This window comes from Parafrankia discariae, from assembly GCF_000373365.1.
Classification (GTDB): Bacteria; Actinomycetota; Actinomycetes; order Frankiales; family Frankiaceae; genus Parafrankia; species Parafrankia discariae.
The window spans coordinates 45,449-61,350 of sequence record NZ_KB891221.1 but is presented as its reverse complement, the minus strand read 5'-3'; the positions used below and the strand labels follow the sequence as shown (position 1 = coordinate 61,350).

13 protein-coding genes are annotated in these 15,902 nt (G+C 73.2%); 10 read left to right on the top strand and 3 right to left on the bottom strand.

The window, feature by feature from the left end:
- The coding region (locus B056_RS0119180) for an ATP-binding cassette domain-containing protein (protein ID WP_018503483.1) at window positions 1-940 on the bottom strand (940 nt) is incomplete at its 3' end.
- 548 nt (window positions 941-1,488) lie between these two features.
- Between B056_RS0119180 and B056_RS0119175 the strand changes: the two genes are divergently transcribed.
- The 4 genes from B056_RS0119175 (at window position 1,489) to galK (ending at window position 6,082) form a co-directional block, all read left to right on the top strand.
- On the top strand, window positions 1,489-2,898 hold the full coding sequence (locus B056_RS0119175) for a sensor histidine kinase (protein WP_026239875.1): 1,410 nt from the start codon (window positions 1,489-1,491) through the stop codon (window positions 2,896-2,898).
- The gene (locus tag B056_RS0119170; RefSeq protein ID WP_018503481.1) at window positions 2,895-3,566 is read left to right on the top strand and encodes a response regulator; all 672 of its coding nucleotides are present in this window, start codon (window positions 2,895-2,897) and stop codon (window positions 3,564-3,566) included. Before B056_RS0119175 ends, B056_RS0119170 begins: the two co-directional genes overlap by 4 nt.
- Before the next feature lie 126 nt (window positions 3,567-3,692).
- Complete coding sequence (locus B056_RS0119165; protein ID WP_051105672.1) at window positions 3,693-4,841, top strand: UDP-glucose--hexose-1-phosphate uridylyltransferase; 1,149 nt, start codon at window positions 3,693-3,695, stop codon at window positions 4,839-4,841.
- The gene (galK, locus tag B056_RS0119160; RefSeq protein WP_018503479.1) at window positions 4,838-6,082 is read left to right on the top strand and encodes a galactokinase; all 1,245 of its coding nucleotides are present in this window, start codon (window positions 4,838-4,840) and stop codon (window positions 6,080-6,082) included. Before B056_RS0119165 ends, galK begins: the two co-directional genes overlap by 4 nt.
- Window positions 6,083-6,091: 9 nt before the next feature.
- On the opposite strand, the gene B056_RS0119155 is transcribed toward galK, so the two are convergent.
- On the bottom strand, window positions 6,092-7,237 hold the full coding sequence (locus B056_RS0119155; RefSeq protein ID WP_020572582.1) for a LacI family DNA-binding transcriptional regulator: 1,146 nt from the start codon (window positions 7,235-7,237) through the stop codon (window positions 6,092-6,094).
- A 293-nt stretch (window positions 7,238-7,530) separates the two neighbouring features.
- On the opposite strand from B056_RS0119155, the gene B056_RS0119150 reads away from it, so the two are divergent.
- Genes B056_RS0119150 through B056_RS0119130 form a run of 5 tightly spaced genes read left to right on the top strand, consistent with a single transcriptional unit; the run spans window position 7,531 to window position 13,125 of the window.
- Entirely contained in the window at window positions 7,531-8,541 is a 1,011-nt protein-coding gene (locus B056_RS0119150; RefSeq protein ID WP_018503477.1) for a U32 family peptidase, read from the top strand.
- Entirely contained in the window at window positions 8,538-9,701 is a 1,164-nt protein-coding gene (locus B056_RS0119145; protein WP_018503476.1) for a mandelate racemase/muconate lactonizing enzyme family protein, read from the top strand. Before B056_RS0119150 ends, B056_RS0119145 begins: the two co-directional genes overlap by 4 nt.
- 2 nt (window positions 9,702-9,703) lie before the next feature.
- A complete protein-coding gene (locus tag B056_RS0119140; RefSeq protein ID WP_026239872.1) occupies window positions 9,704-10,747 on the top strand; it encodes a zinc-dependent alcohol dehydrogenase in 1,044 nt (347 codons plus the stop codon).
- Window positions 10,748-10,767: 20 nt separating this feature from the next.
- Window positions 10,768-12,210 carry an aldehyde dehydrogenase (NADP(+)) gene (locus B056_RS0119135; protein WP_020572581.1) on the top strand — a complete coding sequence of 481 codons (1,443 nt, stop codon included), beginning with the start codon at window positions 10,768-10,770 and terminating at the stop codon, window positions 12,208-12,210.
- Window positions 12,211-12,213: 3 nt separating this feature from the next.
- Entirely contained in the window at window positions 12,214-13,125 is a 912-nt protein-coding gene (locus B056_RS0119130; RefSeq protein ID WP_018503473.1) for an SMP-30/gluconolactonase/LRE family protein, read from the top strand.
- Between the two features lie 15 nt (window positions 13,126-13,140).
- Here the strand turns inward: B056_RS0119130 and B056_RS0119125 are convergent, their stop codons facing one another.
- On the bottom strand, window positions 13,141-14,505 hold the full coding sequence (locus B056_RS0119125; RefSeq protein WP_018503472.1) for a glycoside hydrolase family 43 protein: 1,365 nt from the start codon (window positions 14,503-14,505) through the stop codon (window positions 13,141-13,143).
- A 531-nt stretch (window positions 14,506-15,036) separates the two neighbouring features.
- Here B056_RS0119125 and B056_RS0119120 point away from each other — a divergent pair.
- Window positions 15,037-15,798, top strand: a complete 762-nt coding sequence (locus B056_RS0119120) for a DeoR/GlpR family DNA-binding transcription regulator (protein ID WP_018503471.1) — start codon at window positions 15,037-15,039, stop codon at window positions 15,796-15,798.
- The last annotated feature ends 104 nt before the right edge of the window (window positions 15,799-15,902 follow it).

The following is a 15,902-nucleotide window of genomic DNA, read 5'->3' as shown; positions in this document are numbered from 1 at the left end:
CGACCGGCGCGACGACGGCGGAGGGTACGAAGTACTCCGAGGCGCGGAACCGGGCCGCCATCTCGGCGCCCGGGGTGCTCTCCAGCTCCCGGAAGACCGCCGCGAACTCGCGGAAGTCCTCCTTGCCGAAGAAGCTCAACGCGCCACCCGACGGGCCGAAGTAGGCCACGTGCCCACCCGGGGCGAGGACCAGGATGTAGTCGCACAGGTCCAGGAACAGCACGCTGTGCGTGACGACGATGACCGTGCGGCCGCTCTCGTCCGCCGAACCGACCCCGCCGCCCTTGGCCAGGCCCTTCAGCGTCTCCATCACCGACTGGTCGTTCGCCGGGTCCAGCCCCGACGTCGGCTCGTCCAGGAACAGCAGCGACGGCCGGGTCAGCAGCTCCAGCGCCACCGACGTCCGCTTCTTCTGCCCACCCGACAGCCGGCTCACCGGGGTGTCGGAATNCGCGGTCAGACCGAGCTCGCCGATCACCTCCGCCACCCGGGCCCGCCGTTCCTGCGCGGTGGTGTCCGCGGGGAACCGCAGCTCGGCGCCGTACTCGAGCGCCTCCCGCACGGTGAGCTGGGCGTGCAGCGGATCGGCCTGCGGCACGTAGCCGATCCGCCGGCGCAGCTCGTCGTACTCCGGAGACCTGACCGGCCGCGGGGAAAGGACCACCTCCGGACCGTCGGCGGCACCGAGCCGGAGCCGCACCTCACCCAGGCGCAGCGTGGTGCCTCTGATCCGGCGCCCGTCCTGCCACAGACCGTTCGCGCTGATGTCCCGCACGTGCCAGCCGTCAGCGACCGGTTCGAGCACGAGGTGGTGCCGGGAGACCCTGCCGTCACCGATCACGATGTCAGCGCCGCGGGCCCGGCCGACCAGGTATGACGCGTTGCCTGCCAGCGTGGTCCGGCCCGCTGGGCTGACCACGCTCAGCGTGCTCAGGTCCACTGGCGGACCGGCCAGGGGGGCGCGTCGCCGTGCTGAGCGTTGATCGTCCACTGGAGGTTTCCGGTTGCGTGGGTCACCGTGGAAGGCCGTCGGCATCGCAGCGTCTTGTGAGAGCTGACCGCCCGGTCGTTGTCACTCAGACCTCCGGTCCTGGGCTGCACCTGGGAATCGGACCACTGTGCACCGCCGGCCCGGCCTCTTCATCCACCAGGGGAAGTCATTGTGACTACCGCGCCGGCAGTAGCCGACCACTTCGTCGGTCCGCCGAGGGCCGCGGGTTGTCACGTAAGTGCCCGTCCGATCCGCGACCACCCGTTCACCGCATCGGCGATCGCCACTCCGCGGGAGCGGCGAAAAGATTTCCTTCCCCGATCCGGTGGGTGTTCCCCGGCGTGTCGTTCTGCCGGAATTGACACGCCACGTCGCCGATCCGTGGCGGATGTCGTCCGCGACTGATCGGCGACGCCTCGTCTACTACGGACGCAGTAGACGAGGAACTACTATCGCCGCAGGTCGACAATCGGCAACCGCTGGGTACCGTGGTTGCGGTGGCACCAAAGATCGCGCAGTTCTGGAATGTGTGCCGGTGTACGGCTCGGCGCTACCCCTGGCTGGTCGACGGCCTGCTCGCTGTCGTGGTCTTGGCCCTGGGGATGTGGCTGGCCGTGCAGAGCGCTCCCAGCCACCTCAGGCCGACCGGGCCCAGCCTGGTCATGAGCATGATCGGCTGTGCCGCCCTGGTGGCGCGCCGATCATGGCCGGGTGCGGTTCTCGGCGTCGTCCTCGGTTGCACCGTGCTCGTGTTCGTCCTCAACCTGACGCCCGACGACAGCCCACCGCTCACCTTCGCCACCGGGGTCGCCCTGTACAGCCTGGCGGTCTACCGGTCCCGCGAGGCGGCGTGGATCTCGGCCCTCGCCTCCATGATCGTTCTGATCCCGCCGGCGCTGTGGCAGAAGCAGGGGGTTGTGGCGGTGGTCCTGGGCCTGTCCACCTGGGTTGTCTCCGCGACCGCCACCGGGGACGCGGTCCGCAGCCGGCGTGCCTACATCGCCGCGGTCGAGGACCGGGCCCGGCGGGCGGAGCAGAGCCGGGAGGAGGAGGCCCGGCGGCAGGTCGCCGAGGAACGGTTACGCATCGCCCGGGAGCTGCATGACGTGGTCGCCCACCACATCACTCTCGTCAAGGTGCAGGCAGCCGTCGCCTCCCACATGCTCTACGAGCAGCCGGCCGGCGCCGACGAGGCGCTCGGCCACATCCGCCGCGCCAGCGCCACCGTCCTGGACGAGCTGAAACTGTTGGTCTACGCGCTGCGGGACACCTCCGAGCCGGTGTCGACCCAGCCGCCCGCGGGCCTGTCCCAACTCCCCACGCTGCTGTCCGGCTTCACGGCAGGCGGGATGTCCGTCGCACTCGACGTGACCGGTCAGTCCCGCGAGCTGCCGGCGCTCACCGACCTGGCCGCCTACCGGATCGTGCAGGAGTCACTGACGAACGCTCACAAGCACTCCCGGGGCGCCCGGACCTCGGTCGCGGTCGGCTACGGTTTCGGCGAGTTGCGCCTTCGCATCCACAACACCGCGGGCATGGCTCTCCCCGCATCCGGCGGTACCGGCCAGCCGCCCGGCACCGGTCCTGCCCGCAGGTTCCCCGGCACCGGCCCCACCCGGAAACAGCCCGCCCCCGGCCCTACGCAGAACCCGGCGGCGCAGCGCGGTCGCGGCGGGCACGGCCTGCTCGGCATGCGCGAGCGGGCCGCCGCGGTCGGCGGCCACATGCAGGCCGGTTCCGACGGCGAGGGTGGCTTCGTGGTCACCGCGACGCTGCCGGTCCCGGAGGCGCCCCCACCGGCCCTGGCCGCCTCCACCCTCGATGGCAGACGGCGGAGTACCTCGTTGTATACGGCTACCGTCACCCCCCCGCACCGCACCGCACTTGTGAAGGTGACACCCCAGTGATCCGTGTCCTGTTGGCCGACGACCAGGCGCTCATCCGCGCCGGTTTCCGCGTCCTCGTCGAGGCCGCCGCCGACATCACCGTGGTCGCCGAAGCGGCCGACGGCGCCGAAGCGGTCCGCCTGGCACGTGAGACCCGTCCCGACGTCATCCTGATGGACATCAGGATGCCGGGCGTCGACGGCCTGTCCGCCACCCGCGAACTGACCGGCGACCCGACGCTCAACGAGGTGAAGGTGCTTGTCCTGACCACCTTCGAGCTCGACGAGCACGTCTTCGAGGCCCTGCGGGTCGGGGCCAGCGGCTTCCTCGGCAAAGGCGTGGAACCCGACGAGCTGGTCGCCGCGATCCGGGTCGTCGCCCGCGGCGACGCGCTCCTGTCCCCGCAGGCGACCCGTCACCTCATCGAGCAGTACCTGCGGCAGCCGGCCACACCGGCACCCGCGGTCACCGCGGGGCTGGACCTGCTCACCAAGCGGGAGAACGAGATCGTCAGGCTCATCGCCTACGGGCTGACGAACGACGAGATCGCCGAACAGCTGTACCTGTCGCCGCTGACCGTCAAGACGCACGCGAACCGCGCGATGACCAAGGTGGCGGCCCGCGACCGCGCCCAGCTCGTCGTGATCGCCTACCAGACCGGGCTCGTCGAGGCCCCCAGCAGGAAGTGACCCATGCCGGTTCGTGGCCGGTGAGCTCGGGTGGCCGGGTGTCCGTCTGTTCCCGTGAACGGATGGCGGGCATCCTTGACCATCGGGGTGTTAGCGCTAACATTCGACCTCGATGAGTGGCCCTCGATGAGTGGAACAGCCCGGGGGAGTGGCGTCCCGTCCACTCCCCACCGACGTTTCGATCCGTTGCGGGGGCGGTGGGTTCTGGTGTCGGCTGGTCGGGACCAGCGGCCGTGGTCGGGTGAGAGCCAGGTGGTCAGCCCGGTAGCGGTGGCGCGGCACGACCCGGAGTGCGGGCTGTGTCCCGGCAACCTCAGGGCGGCCGCCGGCCTCGACCGGATCCGAAATCCCGACTATGCCGGGCCGTACGTGTTCGCCAACGACTTCCCGGCGCTGCGACCCCCCTTGTCTGACGAGCGCCTGGAGATGCGGGCCGAGTCAGGAATCCCGCCCGGCCGGGCGGGAGGCGCCGAGGAGCTGCTGCGCGCGGAGCCCGAGGCCGGTGTCTGTCGGGTGCTGTGCTTCGGGCCGCGTCACGACCGGCACCTCGCGTCGATGGGCGACGGGGAGTTGGCGGCCGTTGTCGACCTCTGGATCGGCCAGGCCGCCGAGCTGGGCCGGGTGTGGCGGTGGGTGCAGATCTTCGAGAACCGGGGGGCCGCGATGGGTGCCTCCAGCCCGCATCCGCACGGCCAGGTGTGGGCGAGCGCCTCACTGCCGGACGAGCCGGCCGTGGAGGACGTCCTCCAGCGTGACTACCTGAGCCGGCACGGTCGCCGGTTGCTGGTCGACTACGCCGGAATCGAGCGCGCCGCCGGGGAACGGGTGGTGGCGGCCGACGGCGAGTGGCTCGCGGTCGTGCCCTACTGGGCGGTGTGGCCGTTCGAGACGATGCTGGTGCCCGTGCGCCCGGTCGCCAGCCTCCCCGAGCTGGACGGACCCCTTCGGGAGAGCCTGGTCGGGATGCTGCGGACCCTGCTGACGGCCTATGACGCCCTGTTCGGCGTGCCGTTCCCCTACTCGATGGGCTGGCACGGCGCCCCGGGGCCGGACGGTGCCGGACCGGACGGTGCCACTGCGGTCGCGCCGGCAGGGGCCGGGCACTGGCAGCTGCACGCCCACTTCTACCCGCCGTTGCTGCGTTCGCCGACCGTCCGCAAGTTCCTCGTCGGCTACGAGATGCTGGCCGGCGCGCAGCGTGACATCACCCCGGAGCAGGCTGCGGCGATGCTGCGGGCCCACGTGCCGGTCGTCGGACCGGGCCGGGTCCGATGAGCCGGCCCGGTGAGGATGGCGCGACGGCCGGGGGCATCGGAACGGGCGCGGCGGAGCGGGCCGTCGCGGCGTTCGTCCGGTGCCACGGGGCCCGGCCGGCCTACCTGGTCCGCTCGCCTGGCCGGGTGAATCTGATCGGCGAGCACACCGACTACAACGGCGGGCTCTGCCTGCCGGTGGCGATCGACCTCGAGCTGTGCCTCGCGTTCTCCCCGTCCCCGCTCGCGACTTCGGGCCACGGATTCGTCGAGGTGCTTTCCGAGCATCGCGCGGCACCGGCCCGGATCGGCCTGCCGCCTCCTCCGCCGCCTGAGCCCGGGTCGCCCGGCCGGGCCGGGGCCGCGCAGTCCGGATGGGCCGGGTACGTCGAGGGCGTCGTCGTGATGGCGGCGTCGGTCGCCGGCGCCGCCGCGTCGCGAGGCTGGTACGGGACGCTGGCCAGTGACCTGCCGCTCGGCGCCGGGCTGTCGTCGTCGGCCGCGTTGGAGCTTGCCGTGGCACGGGCCTGCGCGGTGGTGTGGGACACCGGCTGGGATCCGATCGGGGCGGCCCGGCTCGCCCAGCGGGCCGAGAACGGCTGGGTGGGCGCCGCCACCGGTCTGCTCGACCAGATCGCCTGCGCCGCGGCGACGGCCGGCCACGCTCTGGAGATCGACTTCCGTGATCTGACGGTGACCGCGGTCGCCGTCCCGGATTCGGTCGTCGTCGCGGTCGTGGACACCGGCACCCGTCGGGAGCTGGTCACCAGTGCCTACGCCCAGCGCCGGGCCGAATGTGAGCGGGCGGCGGCCGGGCTGGGCGTCGCGAGCCTGCGCGACCTCGGTGACCGGTTGCCCGCCGACGCGGCCCGCCGGCTCGACCCGGTGGCGTTGCGCCGGGCGCGTCACATCGTCACCGAGAACACGCGGGTACGGGAGCTCGCCGACGCGCTGCGCCGCGCGGACCTGCCACGGGCCGGCGCCGTGCTCCTCGACGGCCACCGATCGATCCGGGACGACTTCGAGGTGAGCGGTCCCGAGCTGGACGCCGCGGTCGAGGTCTGCCGGAACACCCCCGGCTGCCACGGCGCGCGGATGACCGGCGGCGGTTTCGCCGGCTGCGTCATCGCCCTGGTCGACGCGGACTCGGCGGCCGGCTTCGCCCGAGCGGTGGTCGGTCCCTACCACCGGAGGACCGGGAGGGATGCCGTGATCCACCTGTGTGTGCCGGTCGGCGGCACCTCGCTGGCGGACCCGCGCTGATGGCGAACGTCAGGGTGGCGGTGCCGTGCTGCGGCGCAGGACCAGCTCCGGCGGGATGACGACGTGAGCCCGGCCGGTCTCGCCGGTCTCGACCTGCTCCAGGAGCGAGCGCAGGCTCTGACGGCCGACCTCGGTGAAGTCCTGCCGGAGCGTGGTCAGCGGCGGTGAGAAGTACGCGGCTTCGGGGATGTCGTCGAATCCGACGACGCTGACGTCCTCGGGTACCCGGCGGCCGCCTTCGCGCAGGGCACGCAGGACGCCGAGGGCCATCTGGTCGTTGGCGACGAAGACGGCGGTCAGGTCGGGTTCGCGGGTGAGCTGGCGGCCGGCGGCGAAGCCGGCGCGGGCGGTCCAGTCACCGGCCAGCGGCGGGTGGACGGCAGCGCCGGCCGCCTCGAGCGCGGCGCGCCAGCCGGCGATCCGTCCGGCGCCCTCGTACCAGTCGGACGGTCCGGCCACGTGCCGGACGGTCGGGTGGCCGGCGGCGAGCAGGTGCTCGGTGGCGGTCCGGGCGCCGTGCTCCTGGTCCACCGAGACGGTGGCGATCTTTCCGTCGGGGCGCCCTTCGACGGCGACGAGCGGCAGGCGGGTCGCGACCGCGCTCAGCGCGTCGGTCGCGTCGAGAAGCGGCGCGATCGCCACGACCCCGTCGATGCCACCGGCGAGCAGACGCCCGAGGGCCTGCCGGACCGCGTCCGGATCGAGGGAGTGCAGACTCACCACCGTGACCTGGTAGTCGGCCGCCCGCGCCGCCTGTTCGACGGCGTACAGCGTGGACGTCGGCCCGTAGAGCGTGCCGGTCAGGGCCAGGACACCGAGGGTCCGGGAGCGGCCGGTGGCGAGCGCCCGGGCGGCCGGGTTCGGCCGGTAGCCGAGCTCGCGCAGGCCCGCCAGGACCCGCTCCCGGGTCCGTGGCCGGACACCCGGGTGGTTGTTGACGACGCGGGACACGGTCTGGTGGGAGACGCCGACGAGGCGGGCCACGTCGGTCAGGGCCGGTGGCCGGCCGGACGCGGGCCTCGTGCTCCCCACCTCGCCCGGCCCGCCCGGCCCGGCCAGCTTGACCTGTCCGCCCTGCTCGCCCTGTCCGCCTGGCTCGGACGCGCCGGGGACCATCTGCGGCGCTGGCTCGCCGCCCCGGTCCGCTCCGTCCAATTCGGTCCACCTTCGTCGCTCTTGACGTGCCGCTCTTCGTATCGCGTCACCGGGCGGATGGCGTCCTCGTCAGCTGCGCCGCGACCGGTCCGCTCGCTCCGTTATAGCCGGCCTGCACCCGCTGGTCGTTGGGCGCCGGGCTGGACGCGTCGCGCCGCCGGGCTTGACCGGCGAAATGTTAGCGCTAACATTTGTCCTCGCGGCCGTTGTCACGCACGGGCGGCCGCGCGCCGGCACCGGATCGCGTCGGTTCCGCCGGCCAACCTGGCCATGCACAGGAACGGGAGGCGCGGGTGCGACAGACGCGTGATTTCCTCCGCTCGCTCGGGCTGCCGGGCGCCGATCCCACCGACCTGCCGTCCAGCGGGAAGCGGTTCCCGGACGGCGCCCAGTACCGGGTGGAGATCCCGAGTGTGGAGGGGCCGGAGGCACTGGCGGCGGTGCTGGCCGAGGCGGACCGCCGGGGCGTCCCGGTCCACCGGGTCTCGCAGGGCAGCGGCGGGCTGCTGCTGACCGGCGGCGAGCTGGCGGCGCTGGCGGCCGCCGGGGCCGCGGCGGCCGTCGAGGTCAGCCTGTTCGCCCGGCCGCTGGCCGGCTGGGACACCGGGGCCGCCGCCCTGGCCCCCGGCAGCGCCGGCCTGGCCGCGCAGGCGCGGGGGACCGAACAGCTCGTGCACGTGCTGGAGGACATCCGCCGGGCCACCGAGGCCGGAATCCGCAGCGTCCTGGTCACCGACGTCGGGGTGCTGTCGGTCGCGGGCCGGATGCGGACGGCGGGTGAGCTGCCACCGGAGCTGATTTTCAAGGTGAGCGTGCAGATGGGCTGCGCCAACCCTGCGTCGATCCGCCTGGTCGAGCAGCTCGGCGCCGACACCTACAACGTGCCGACCGACCTGTCGCTGGCCCAGCTCGCGGCGGTCCGGGCGGCCGTGGACATCCCCATCGACCTCTACGTCGAGGCGCCCGACGACCTCGGTGGCTTCGTGCGCCACTTCGAGATCGCCGAGATCGTCCGGGTCGCCGCGCCGGTCTACCTGAAGTTCGGGCTGCGCAACGCGCCGAACATCTATCCCAGCGGCACCCACCTGACCGCCACCGCCGTGGCCCTCGGGCGGGAACGGGTCCGGCGGGCCGAGATCGGCCTGGAGCTGCTGCGCCGCTACTACCCGGACGCCGTCGGGTCGGGACGGCGTCCGGCCGGGCTGGCCGTCCCGGCGCCACCCGGCGACGCACCGGCCTCGCCGGCCCCACCGGCGACTCCGCCGGTCGCCGCTGTCGAAGGAGCACCGGGGGCACTGTCATGAAGATCGCCGACGTGCGGACGCACGTGTACGGGACCCCGTGGCGGGATCTGACCTACGTCCAGGTCTTCACGGACGATGGCCTGGTCGGCGTGGGGGAGACCCGGATGCTCGGCCACACCCAGGCGCTGCTCGGCTACCTGGCCGAGGCGACCCGCAACCATGTGCTCGGCTCCGATCCGTTCGACATCGAGTCGCTGGTCGACCGGATGAAACGCGGTGACTACGGGCGCGCCGGCGAGATCGTCATGTCCGGTATCGCCTGCGTCGAGATGGCCTGCTGGGACATCGTGGGCAAGGCCCTGGGACAGCCGGTGTGGCGGCTGCTGGGCGGGAAGGTCCGGGACAGGATCAAGGCGTACGCCAACGGCTGGTACACCGTCGAGCGCACCCCCGAGGAGTTCCACACGGCGGCGCGGGCGGTGGTGGACCGGGGCTACCGGGCACTCAAGCTCGACCCGTTCGGCGCCGGCCGGTGGGAGCTGGACCGGGCCGAACGCCGCCACTCCATCTCCCTGGTCGAGGCGGTGCGCGACGCGGTCGGGCCGGACGTGGAGATTCTCGTCGAGATGCACGGGCGGTTCGCGCCGCACGAGGCGATCCGGATCGCCGCCTCGCTGGCCGAGTTCGAGCCGGGCTGGGTGGAGGAGCCGGTGCCACCGGAGAACCTGCGGGCGCTGGCCAAGGCCGCCGCCGGGATCGACGCCCCGGTGGCGACCGGGGAGCGCATCCACGACCGCACCGAGTTCCGGGAGCTGTTCGACCTGGGCGCCGCCGACATCATCCAGCCCGACATCGGCCACCTCGGCGGCATCAGCGAGACCCGCAAGCTCGCCGCGACCGCGGAGACCCACTTCACGCTGGTCGCCCCGCACAACGTCGGCGGCGCGGTGCTCACCGCCGCCAACCTGCACCTGGCCGCCTGCACCCCCAACTTCATGATCCAGGAACACTTCAACGACTTCGCCGACGAGGAGGTCAAGCTCGCGGCCCCGGGCCTGCCGCCGGTCGTCGACGGCTACTTCGCCCTGCCGACCGCACCCGGCCTCGGCGTCGAGCTGGACGTCGACGTCGTGGCCGCCCACCCGTCCCGCGGCGCCCACTTCGACCTCTACACCGACGGCTGGGAGCTGCGCGGCTCCCGCCCGCCCGGCCGCGGCTGACCGTGACCGGACGCGCGGTGTGGATCGACGAGCCGGGACGGCTGGAGATCCGCCCAGCCGAACCGGTCGCTCCCGGGCCGGGTGAGGTGCTGGTCCGGGTGGCCCGGGCGGGCATCTGCGGCTCCGACCGCGAGGTGCTGCGCGGCACCCGGCCCGCCGGATTCGTGCGGTACCCGGTCGTCCCGGGGCACGAGTGGTCCGGGACGGTGGCGGCGGTCGGCCCGGCGGGAGACACGGGTCTCGTGGGCCGGCCGGTGGTGGCCGAGGGCTTCCGCTCCTGCCGGGTCTGCGCCGCCTGCCGGCGCGGCGACACCAACCTGTGCACCGCCCCCTACGAGGAGACCGGCTTCACCTGTCCCGGCGCGTGGTCCGACCACCTGGTCGTGCCGAGCCATCTCCTGCACGTCCTGCCGCCCGGCGCCGACCTGCGCGCCGCCGCCGGCCTGGAGCCGGCCGCCTGCGCCGCGGCGGCCTGCCTGCAGGCCGGTTCCGTTCCCGGCGAGCGGGTCGCCGTGGTCGGCGCGGGCACGCTCGGCCTGCTGGCCACGCAGCTGCTGGCGGCGGGCGGCCCGGCCGAGCTGGTCGCCGTGGACCCCCGCGCGGGCCGCGCCGAGCTCGCCGCACGGTGCGGCGCCGCGACGCTGCTGTCACCGGACGAGGCCGCCGCCGGCCGGTGGTCGCGGCGGTTCGACGTGGTGGTCGAGGCCGCCGGCGCGCCCGGCAGCGCGGCGCTGGCCTGCGGGCTGGCCCGCCGCGGCGGGCGGGTGGTGCTCGCCGGTCTCGCCGCGGACGGCGACCACCCGCTGCGCGCCATCGACCTCGTGCTTCCCCAGCTCACCGTGCACACCGTGTTCGGGGCCCCGTCGCGGGCCTGGACCCACGCGGTACGCGCGTTCGCCGCCGGCCAGCTCGACCCGGCGGCGCTGGTCACGCACGAGCTGCCGCTCGACGACGTCGGCGAGGCGTTCCGGCTCCTCGAAGACGTCGCCGGCACCGCCGTGAAGATCCTGCTGCATCCCGCGTCCCGGAGCGGCACTGACTCGTGAGGAACCTCGTCAACGGAAGGATGGCCGTGCCCACCGTCACGACCGACACCGAAGGGCTGCTCGCCGCCGCCGCGGCGGCGGCCCGGCCGTTCGGCGCGCTCGCGCCGGCCGCGCGAGCGTCGCTGCTGCGCGCGGTGGCCGACGCCCTGGACGCCGCCGCCGAGACCCTGGTCCCGGTCGCGATGCGCGAGACCCGGCTGCCCGAACCGCGCCTGCGCGGTGAGCTGGTCCGCACCACGTTCCAGCTCCGCCTGTTCGCCGGGCTCCTCGACGACGGCCGGTACCTCGAGGCGACGATCGACCCACCCGACCCGGCCTGGCCCACCGGGCCGCGTCCCGACCTGCGCCGGATGCTGATCCCGGTCGGGCCGGTGCTCGTCTTCGCCGCCTCGAACTTTCCCTTCGCGTTCAGCGTCGCCGGTGGGGACACCGCCGCCGCGCTCGCCGCGGGCTGTCCGGTGCTGCTCAAGGCCCACCCCGGCCATCCGGAGCTGTCCCGTCTCACTGCCGCCGTCGTCACGGACGTGCTGGCCGCCGCCGGTGCGCCCGCGGGGACACTGGCCCTGATCGAAGGTGACGAGCCGGCACGGGCCGCTCTCGTCGACCCGCGGGTACGGGCCGGTGCCTTCACCGGCTCGGAGCACGCCGGCCGGCTCCTTTTCAACCTCGCCGCCGCCCGCGACGAGCCGATCCCGTTCTACGCCGAGATGGGCAGCGTCAACCCGGTCTTCGTGACCGAGGCCGCCGCCGCTCGGCGCGGGCCGGAGATCTGGGCCGGCTACGTCGAGTCCTACACGCTGGGCACCGGCCAGTTCTGCACCAAGCCCGGCCTCCTGTTCGCCCCGGCCGGATCAGCCGAAGCGGACCTCGTCCGGCTGGTGTCCGCGCGCCCGGCCACCCCGCTGCTGGGGGAGCGGATCGCGGCCGGCTACCGGGACACCCTCGACGGGCTCACAGGCCATCCCGCGGTTCGGGTGCTGGCCGCCGGCGCCGGGACGACGACCGGCGTGACGCCGACTCTGCTGGCCACCGGTGTCGCCGACTGGCTGCGCGACCCGGGCGCGCTAGCGGTCGAGTGCTTCGGCCCGACGTCGCTGCTCGTCGCCTACGACGATCCATCCGACCTGCTCGCGGTGGCCCGGGCGCTCGGCGGACAGCTCACCGCCACCGTGCACGGCGAGGACACCGACGACGTCCTCGCCGCGGACCTGCTCGCCGAGCTGCGGGAACGGGCCGGGCGGGTGTTGTGGAACGGATGGCCGACCGGCGTGTCGGTCAGCCCGGCCATGACCCACGGCGGCCCGTACCCGGCGACGACGTCCCTGCACACCTCGGTCGGGACGACCTCGATCTCCCGGTTCCTGCGGCCCGTCACGTACCAGTCGCTACCCGAGCGCCTGCTGCCCGAGCCCCTGCGTGACGACAATCCCTGGGGGATCCCCCAGCGCGGCCGCGGCGTCTGACCGGTGGCCACCGACCGCCCCGAGCAGATCACCGACCCGGTGGCCTTCCACGGCGAGGGCCCGGTCTGGAGCCCCGACTGGGGCGGCCTGCGCTGCGTCGACCTGCTGGCCGGTGACGTCCTCGCCGTCGACACCACGAGCGGCGCCGTCCGCCGCGACCATGTCGGCGCCGTGGCTGCGGCGCTGCGACCACGAGCCGCGGGTGGGACGGTGCTCGCGCTGGAACGCGGCTTCGCGCTCATCGACCACGCCGAGCCCGCTGACCCGGCTGATCCGCCTGACCCGGCTGGCCTCACCGCCGGCGTCCGCCGGTATCTCGGAGATCTGTGGGACGCCGGTGCCGGGGTCCGGATGAACGACGGCGGCTGTGACCCGGACGGCCGCTTCTACTGCGGATCCATGGCCTACGCCGAGACGACCGGCGCCGGTTCGCTCTACCGGCTCGCCCCCGACGGCACCGTCAGCGTCGTGCTGACCGGCGTCACCGTCTCCAACGGGCTGGCCTGGAGCCCTGACGGCGCGCGGGCGTACTACGTCGACTCGCCGACGTCACGGGTGGACGTCTTCGACTACGATTCGGAACGGGGGCTGAGCAACCGTCGGACCCTGGTCACCGTCCCTGCCGACGCGGGCGTGCCTGACGGGCTCACCGTCGACGCCGACGGCTACCTGTGGGTGGCGCTGTGGGGCGGCGGCGCGGTCCACCGCTACTCACCCGCCGGCCGCCTCGACGGGATCGTACCGCTGCCCGTGCCCCGGGTGACGGCGTGCACCTTCGGTGGCGACCGCCTCGACACGCTCTTCATCACCACCTCCCAGGTCGATACCGACCTCACCCGGTATCCGGCCGCGGGCGCGGTGTTCGCCTTCGCCCCGGGAGCCCACGGCCAGCCGGTGCAACCGTTCAAGGGCTAGTCGCGCGCCGGCGGGTCACCGGGCCTGGTATTCGAAGCGTGACAGGGTGGCGTCGGCGCCGATCGCCTCGACTCCGACGACGCGCCCGGTGAAACCGCCGGCGACCTCGGTCGAGAGGTAGCGCCCGTCGACCGTGGCGAGCAGGCGGAACTCACCGTCGCTGAGGTGGCCGAGTTCGAGCTGGTCGGGGCCGGCGCGGAAGCTGGCGGCGTCGGCGTGCGTCACGGCGTGGACGGCGAGCGCCTCGCTCGGGCTGATCCCGGTGGTGGTCGCGAGGGTCTGGTCGAGTGGGCCGAGGACCGTCCTGGCCGTCAGCACGTCCCCGCGCCGTTCGGTGGCGACCCAGTGGGCGTCGTCGATCCGGATGGTCAGGCCGGCGTCGCCCTCGGGGATGACCGCGGTGGCCTGCCACTGTGGGTCCTGGGCGCGCACGGCCAGCAGGTGCTTGGCCTGGCCCGCGTCGGGTGCCCGGCCGGCCGCCAGGGCGACTCCGCCGCCGGCTCGATGGCGGGTGAAGGTCCGCGGGTCGGTCCCGGGGGAGATCCAGCGGGGGTGCAGCGTCGGCGTGGGGAACTCGTCGGTGAAGGAGTTGTCCCGGACCGGCACCGGGAATCGATCCTCCACCACCACCGGCCAGCCATCGGCCCAGGTGATGCCGGTCAGGAACGATTCACGGCCGTTGACGTGAAACTTCGGGAACGTGCCGCGTGGGCGTACCCCCAGGTGCACCATCGCCCACTCACCGCCGGGAAGCTCGACGAGATCGGCGTGGCCGGTGCTCTGGACCGGGTGTTCGGTGCCGCCCTCGGCGATGACCAGGTACCACCAGCCGTCCCGGCGGAACAGGTGCGGGTCTTCGGGGTGGGCGAGCCCCGTCCCGCTCCACAGCCCGCGGGGCTCGGAGAGCAGCTTGCCGCTCTCCGGGTCGACGGCGGCCTGCATGATCTGCCCGGGGAAGCACCACGTGAGATGACAGGTGCCGTTCTCGTCCCAGGCCAGGTCGGGGTCGATCCCGACCGTCGCCCCGCCGGTGTGGACGGGGTCGGTCCAGGCGCCGGCCGGATCGGTCGCCTGGACGATGAGGTGGCCCCTGCGGACGTCGGCGAAGTTCGTCGTGATCAGCCAGAACCTGCCGTCATGGTGGCGCAGGGTCGGCGCGAAGATCCCGGTGCTGGCCGAGGCCAGGCCCGGGGTCACGTTCAGCTGGGTGGGGCGGTCGAGCACGTTGCCGATCTGTTCCCAGCCGATGAGATCCGTGCTGTGGAAGATCGGCACCCCGGGAAAGTACTCGAAGCTCGACGTCACGAGGTAGTAGTCATCGCCCACCCGGCAGATCGACGGGTCCGGGTGAAAGCCGGGCAGAATCGGATTGACGTTCATGACTTCCCGGAATCTTCTTGACTCGCGCTCACCCCGCAGGGTGGGAGCTTCCGGGATGGTGACCGCTGGTGCGGGCGAGCACCCGTGTGAGCCAGCGTTCACGGGCCGCGAGAGCGCGGAATTATCTCCTCGGTGATCTCGGGGAGATTGCCGCCGTACTGATTGTCACCAATGAGCTGCCATGCGGAGGAACACTCCTCGTCCATGGCCGGCGTCGGACGGTCCGCTGTCCCCATTCTTGTCCTCGAGTTCCTGACCGTGAACGGCCGTGCGGAGCGCTCGCAGTCGAGGCCGCTGTGCTGGTGCCCTGGAAAAATGGTGCCTTGGAAAACTGATTCCCTAGAAAAACTAGCACGTAATAGTATTAATGAAGATCAAGCTAGCATCAAGTGATTGGTACGCGCAAGTAGCAGGGGTGGGCTGCGAGGGTGGGGGTGGTGGCCGCGGCTCGCGGCCACGGCGGGTGCGTTAGCCTGACGTCGCTTCGCACATCGTTCTCACACACGTAACGCCGCGCCCGGCGAGGTCCCTGTGTCACTGCCCCAGCGGAACGTCCCCGGCGAGGATCGCCTGACCTGGCTGAGTGACCAGCTCAGGGATCAGGGGGCAGTCACCATCACCGCCGCGGCGGCGGCGCTCAACGTCAGCGAGATGACGATCCGCCGGGACCTGTTCCAGCTGGAGGAACGTGGGGTGGCCCGCCGGGTGCGCGGCGGGGCACGCTCCGTCGGCCCGCGCAGCTTCGCCCAGCGGCGGGACCGGATGGCGGCGGCGAAGTCGCGGATCGCGGCGAAACTCACCGGGCTCGTCCCGGACGGCGGCGCGGTCGCGTTCGACGCGTCCTCGACGGTCATGCGGCTCGCCGGTGCTCTGACCGGCGCGGACGACCTGCTCGTCGTCACGAACGGGCCCGACACGTTCGGCGTGCTGCGGGACAGGCCGGGGATCTCGGTGCTGCTGACCGGCGGGCGGCTCGATCCCCGGACCGGCAGCCTGGTCGGCCCGCTGGCGAGCCGGGCGGCGGCGGACATCACCGTGCGGCGGCTGTTCGCCTCGGCGGCGGCCCTCGACGAGCGGGCGGGCCCGCTGGAGGAGACCCCGGAGGAGGCCGACGTCAAGCGCGCGCTGGCCGCCGGCGCCGAGCAGATCGTCCTGGCCGTCGACTCCTCGAAGCTCGGCACGCGGGCCGTCGCGCGCTGGCTCGACTGGGACCGCGTCGACTGGCTGGTGACCGAGCTCGACCCGCAGGACGACCGGCTGGCGCCCTACCGGCGGGTGACGCAGGTCCGGTGACGCGGCTCCGGTGACGCCGCCGCGCCTGCCGGTGTGCGGCTGGGTGCCTCTCCTTCTCGGCTGACGACTGCCTTCTCGGTTCACGATTGCCGGCCGTGCGAGAT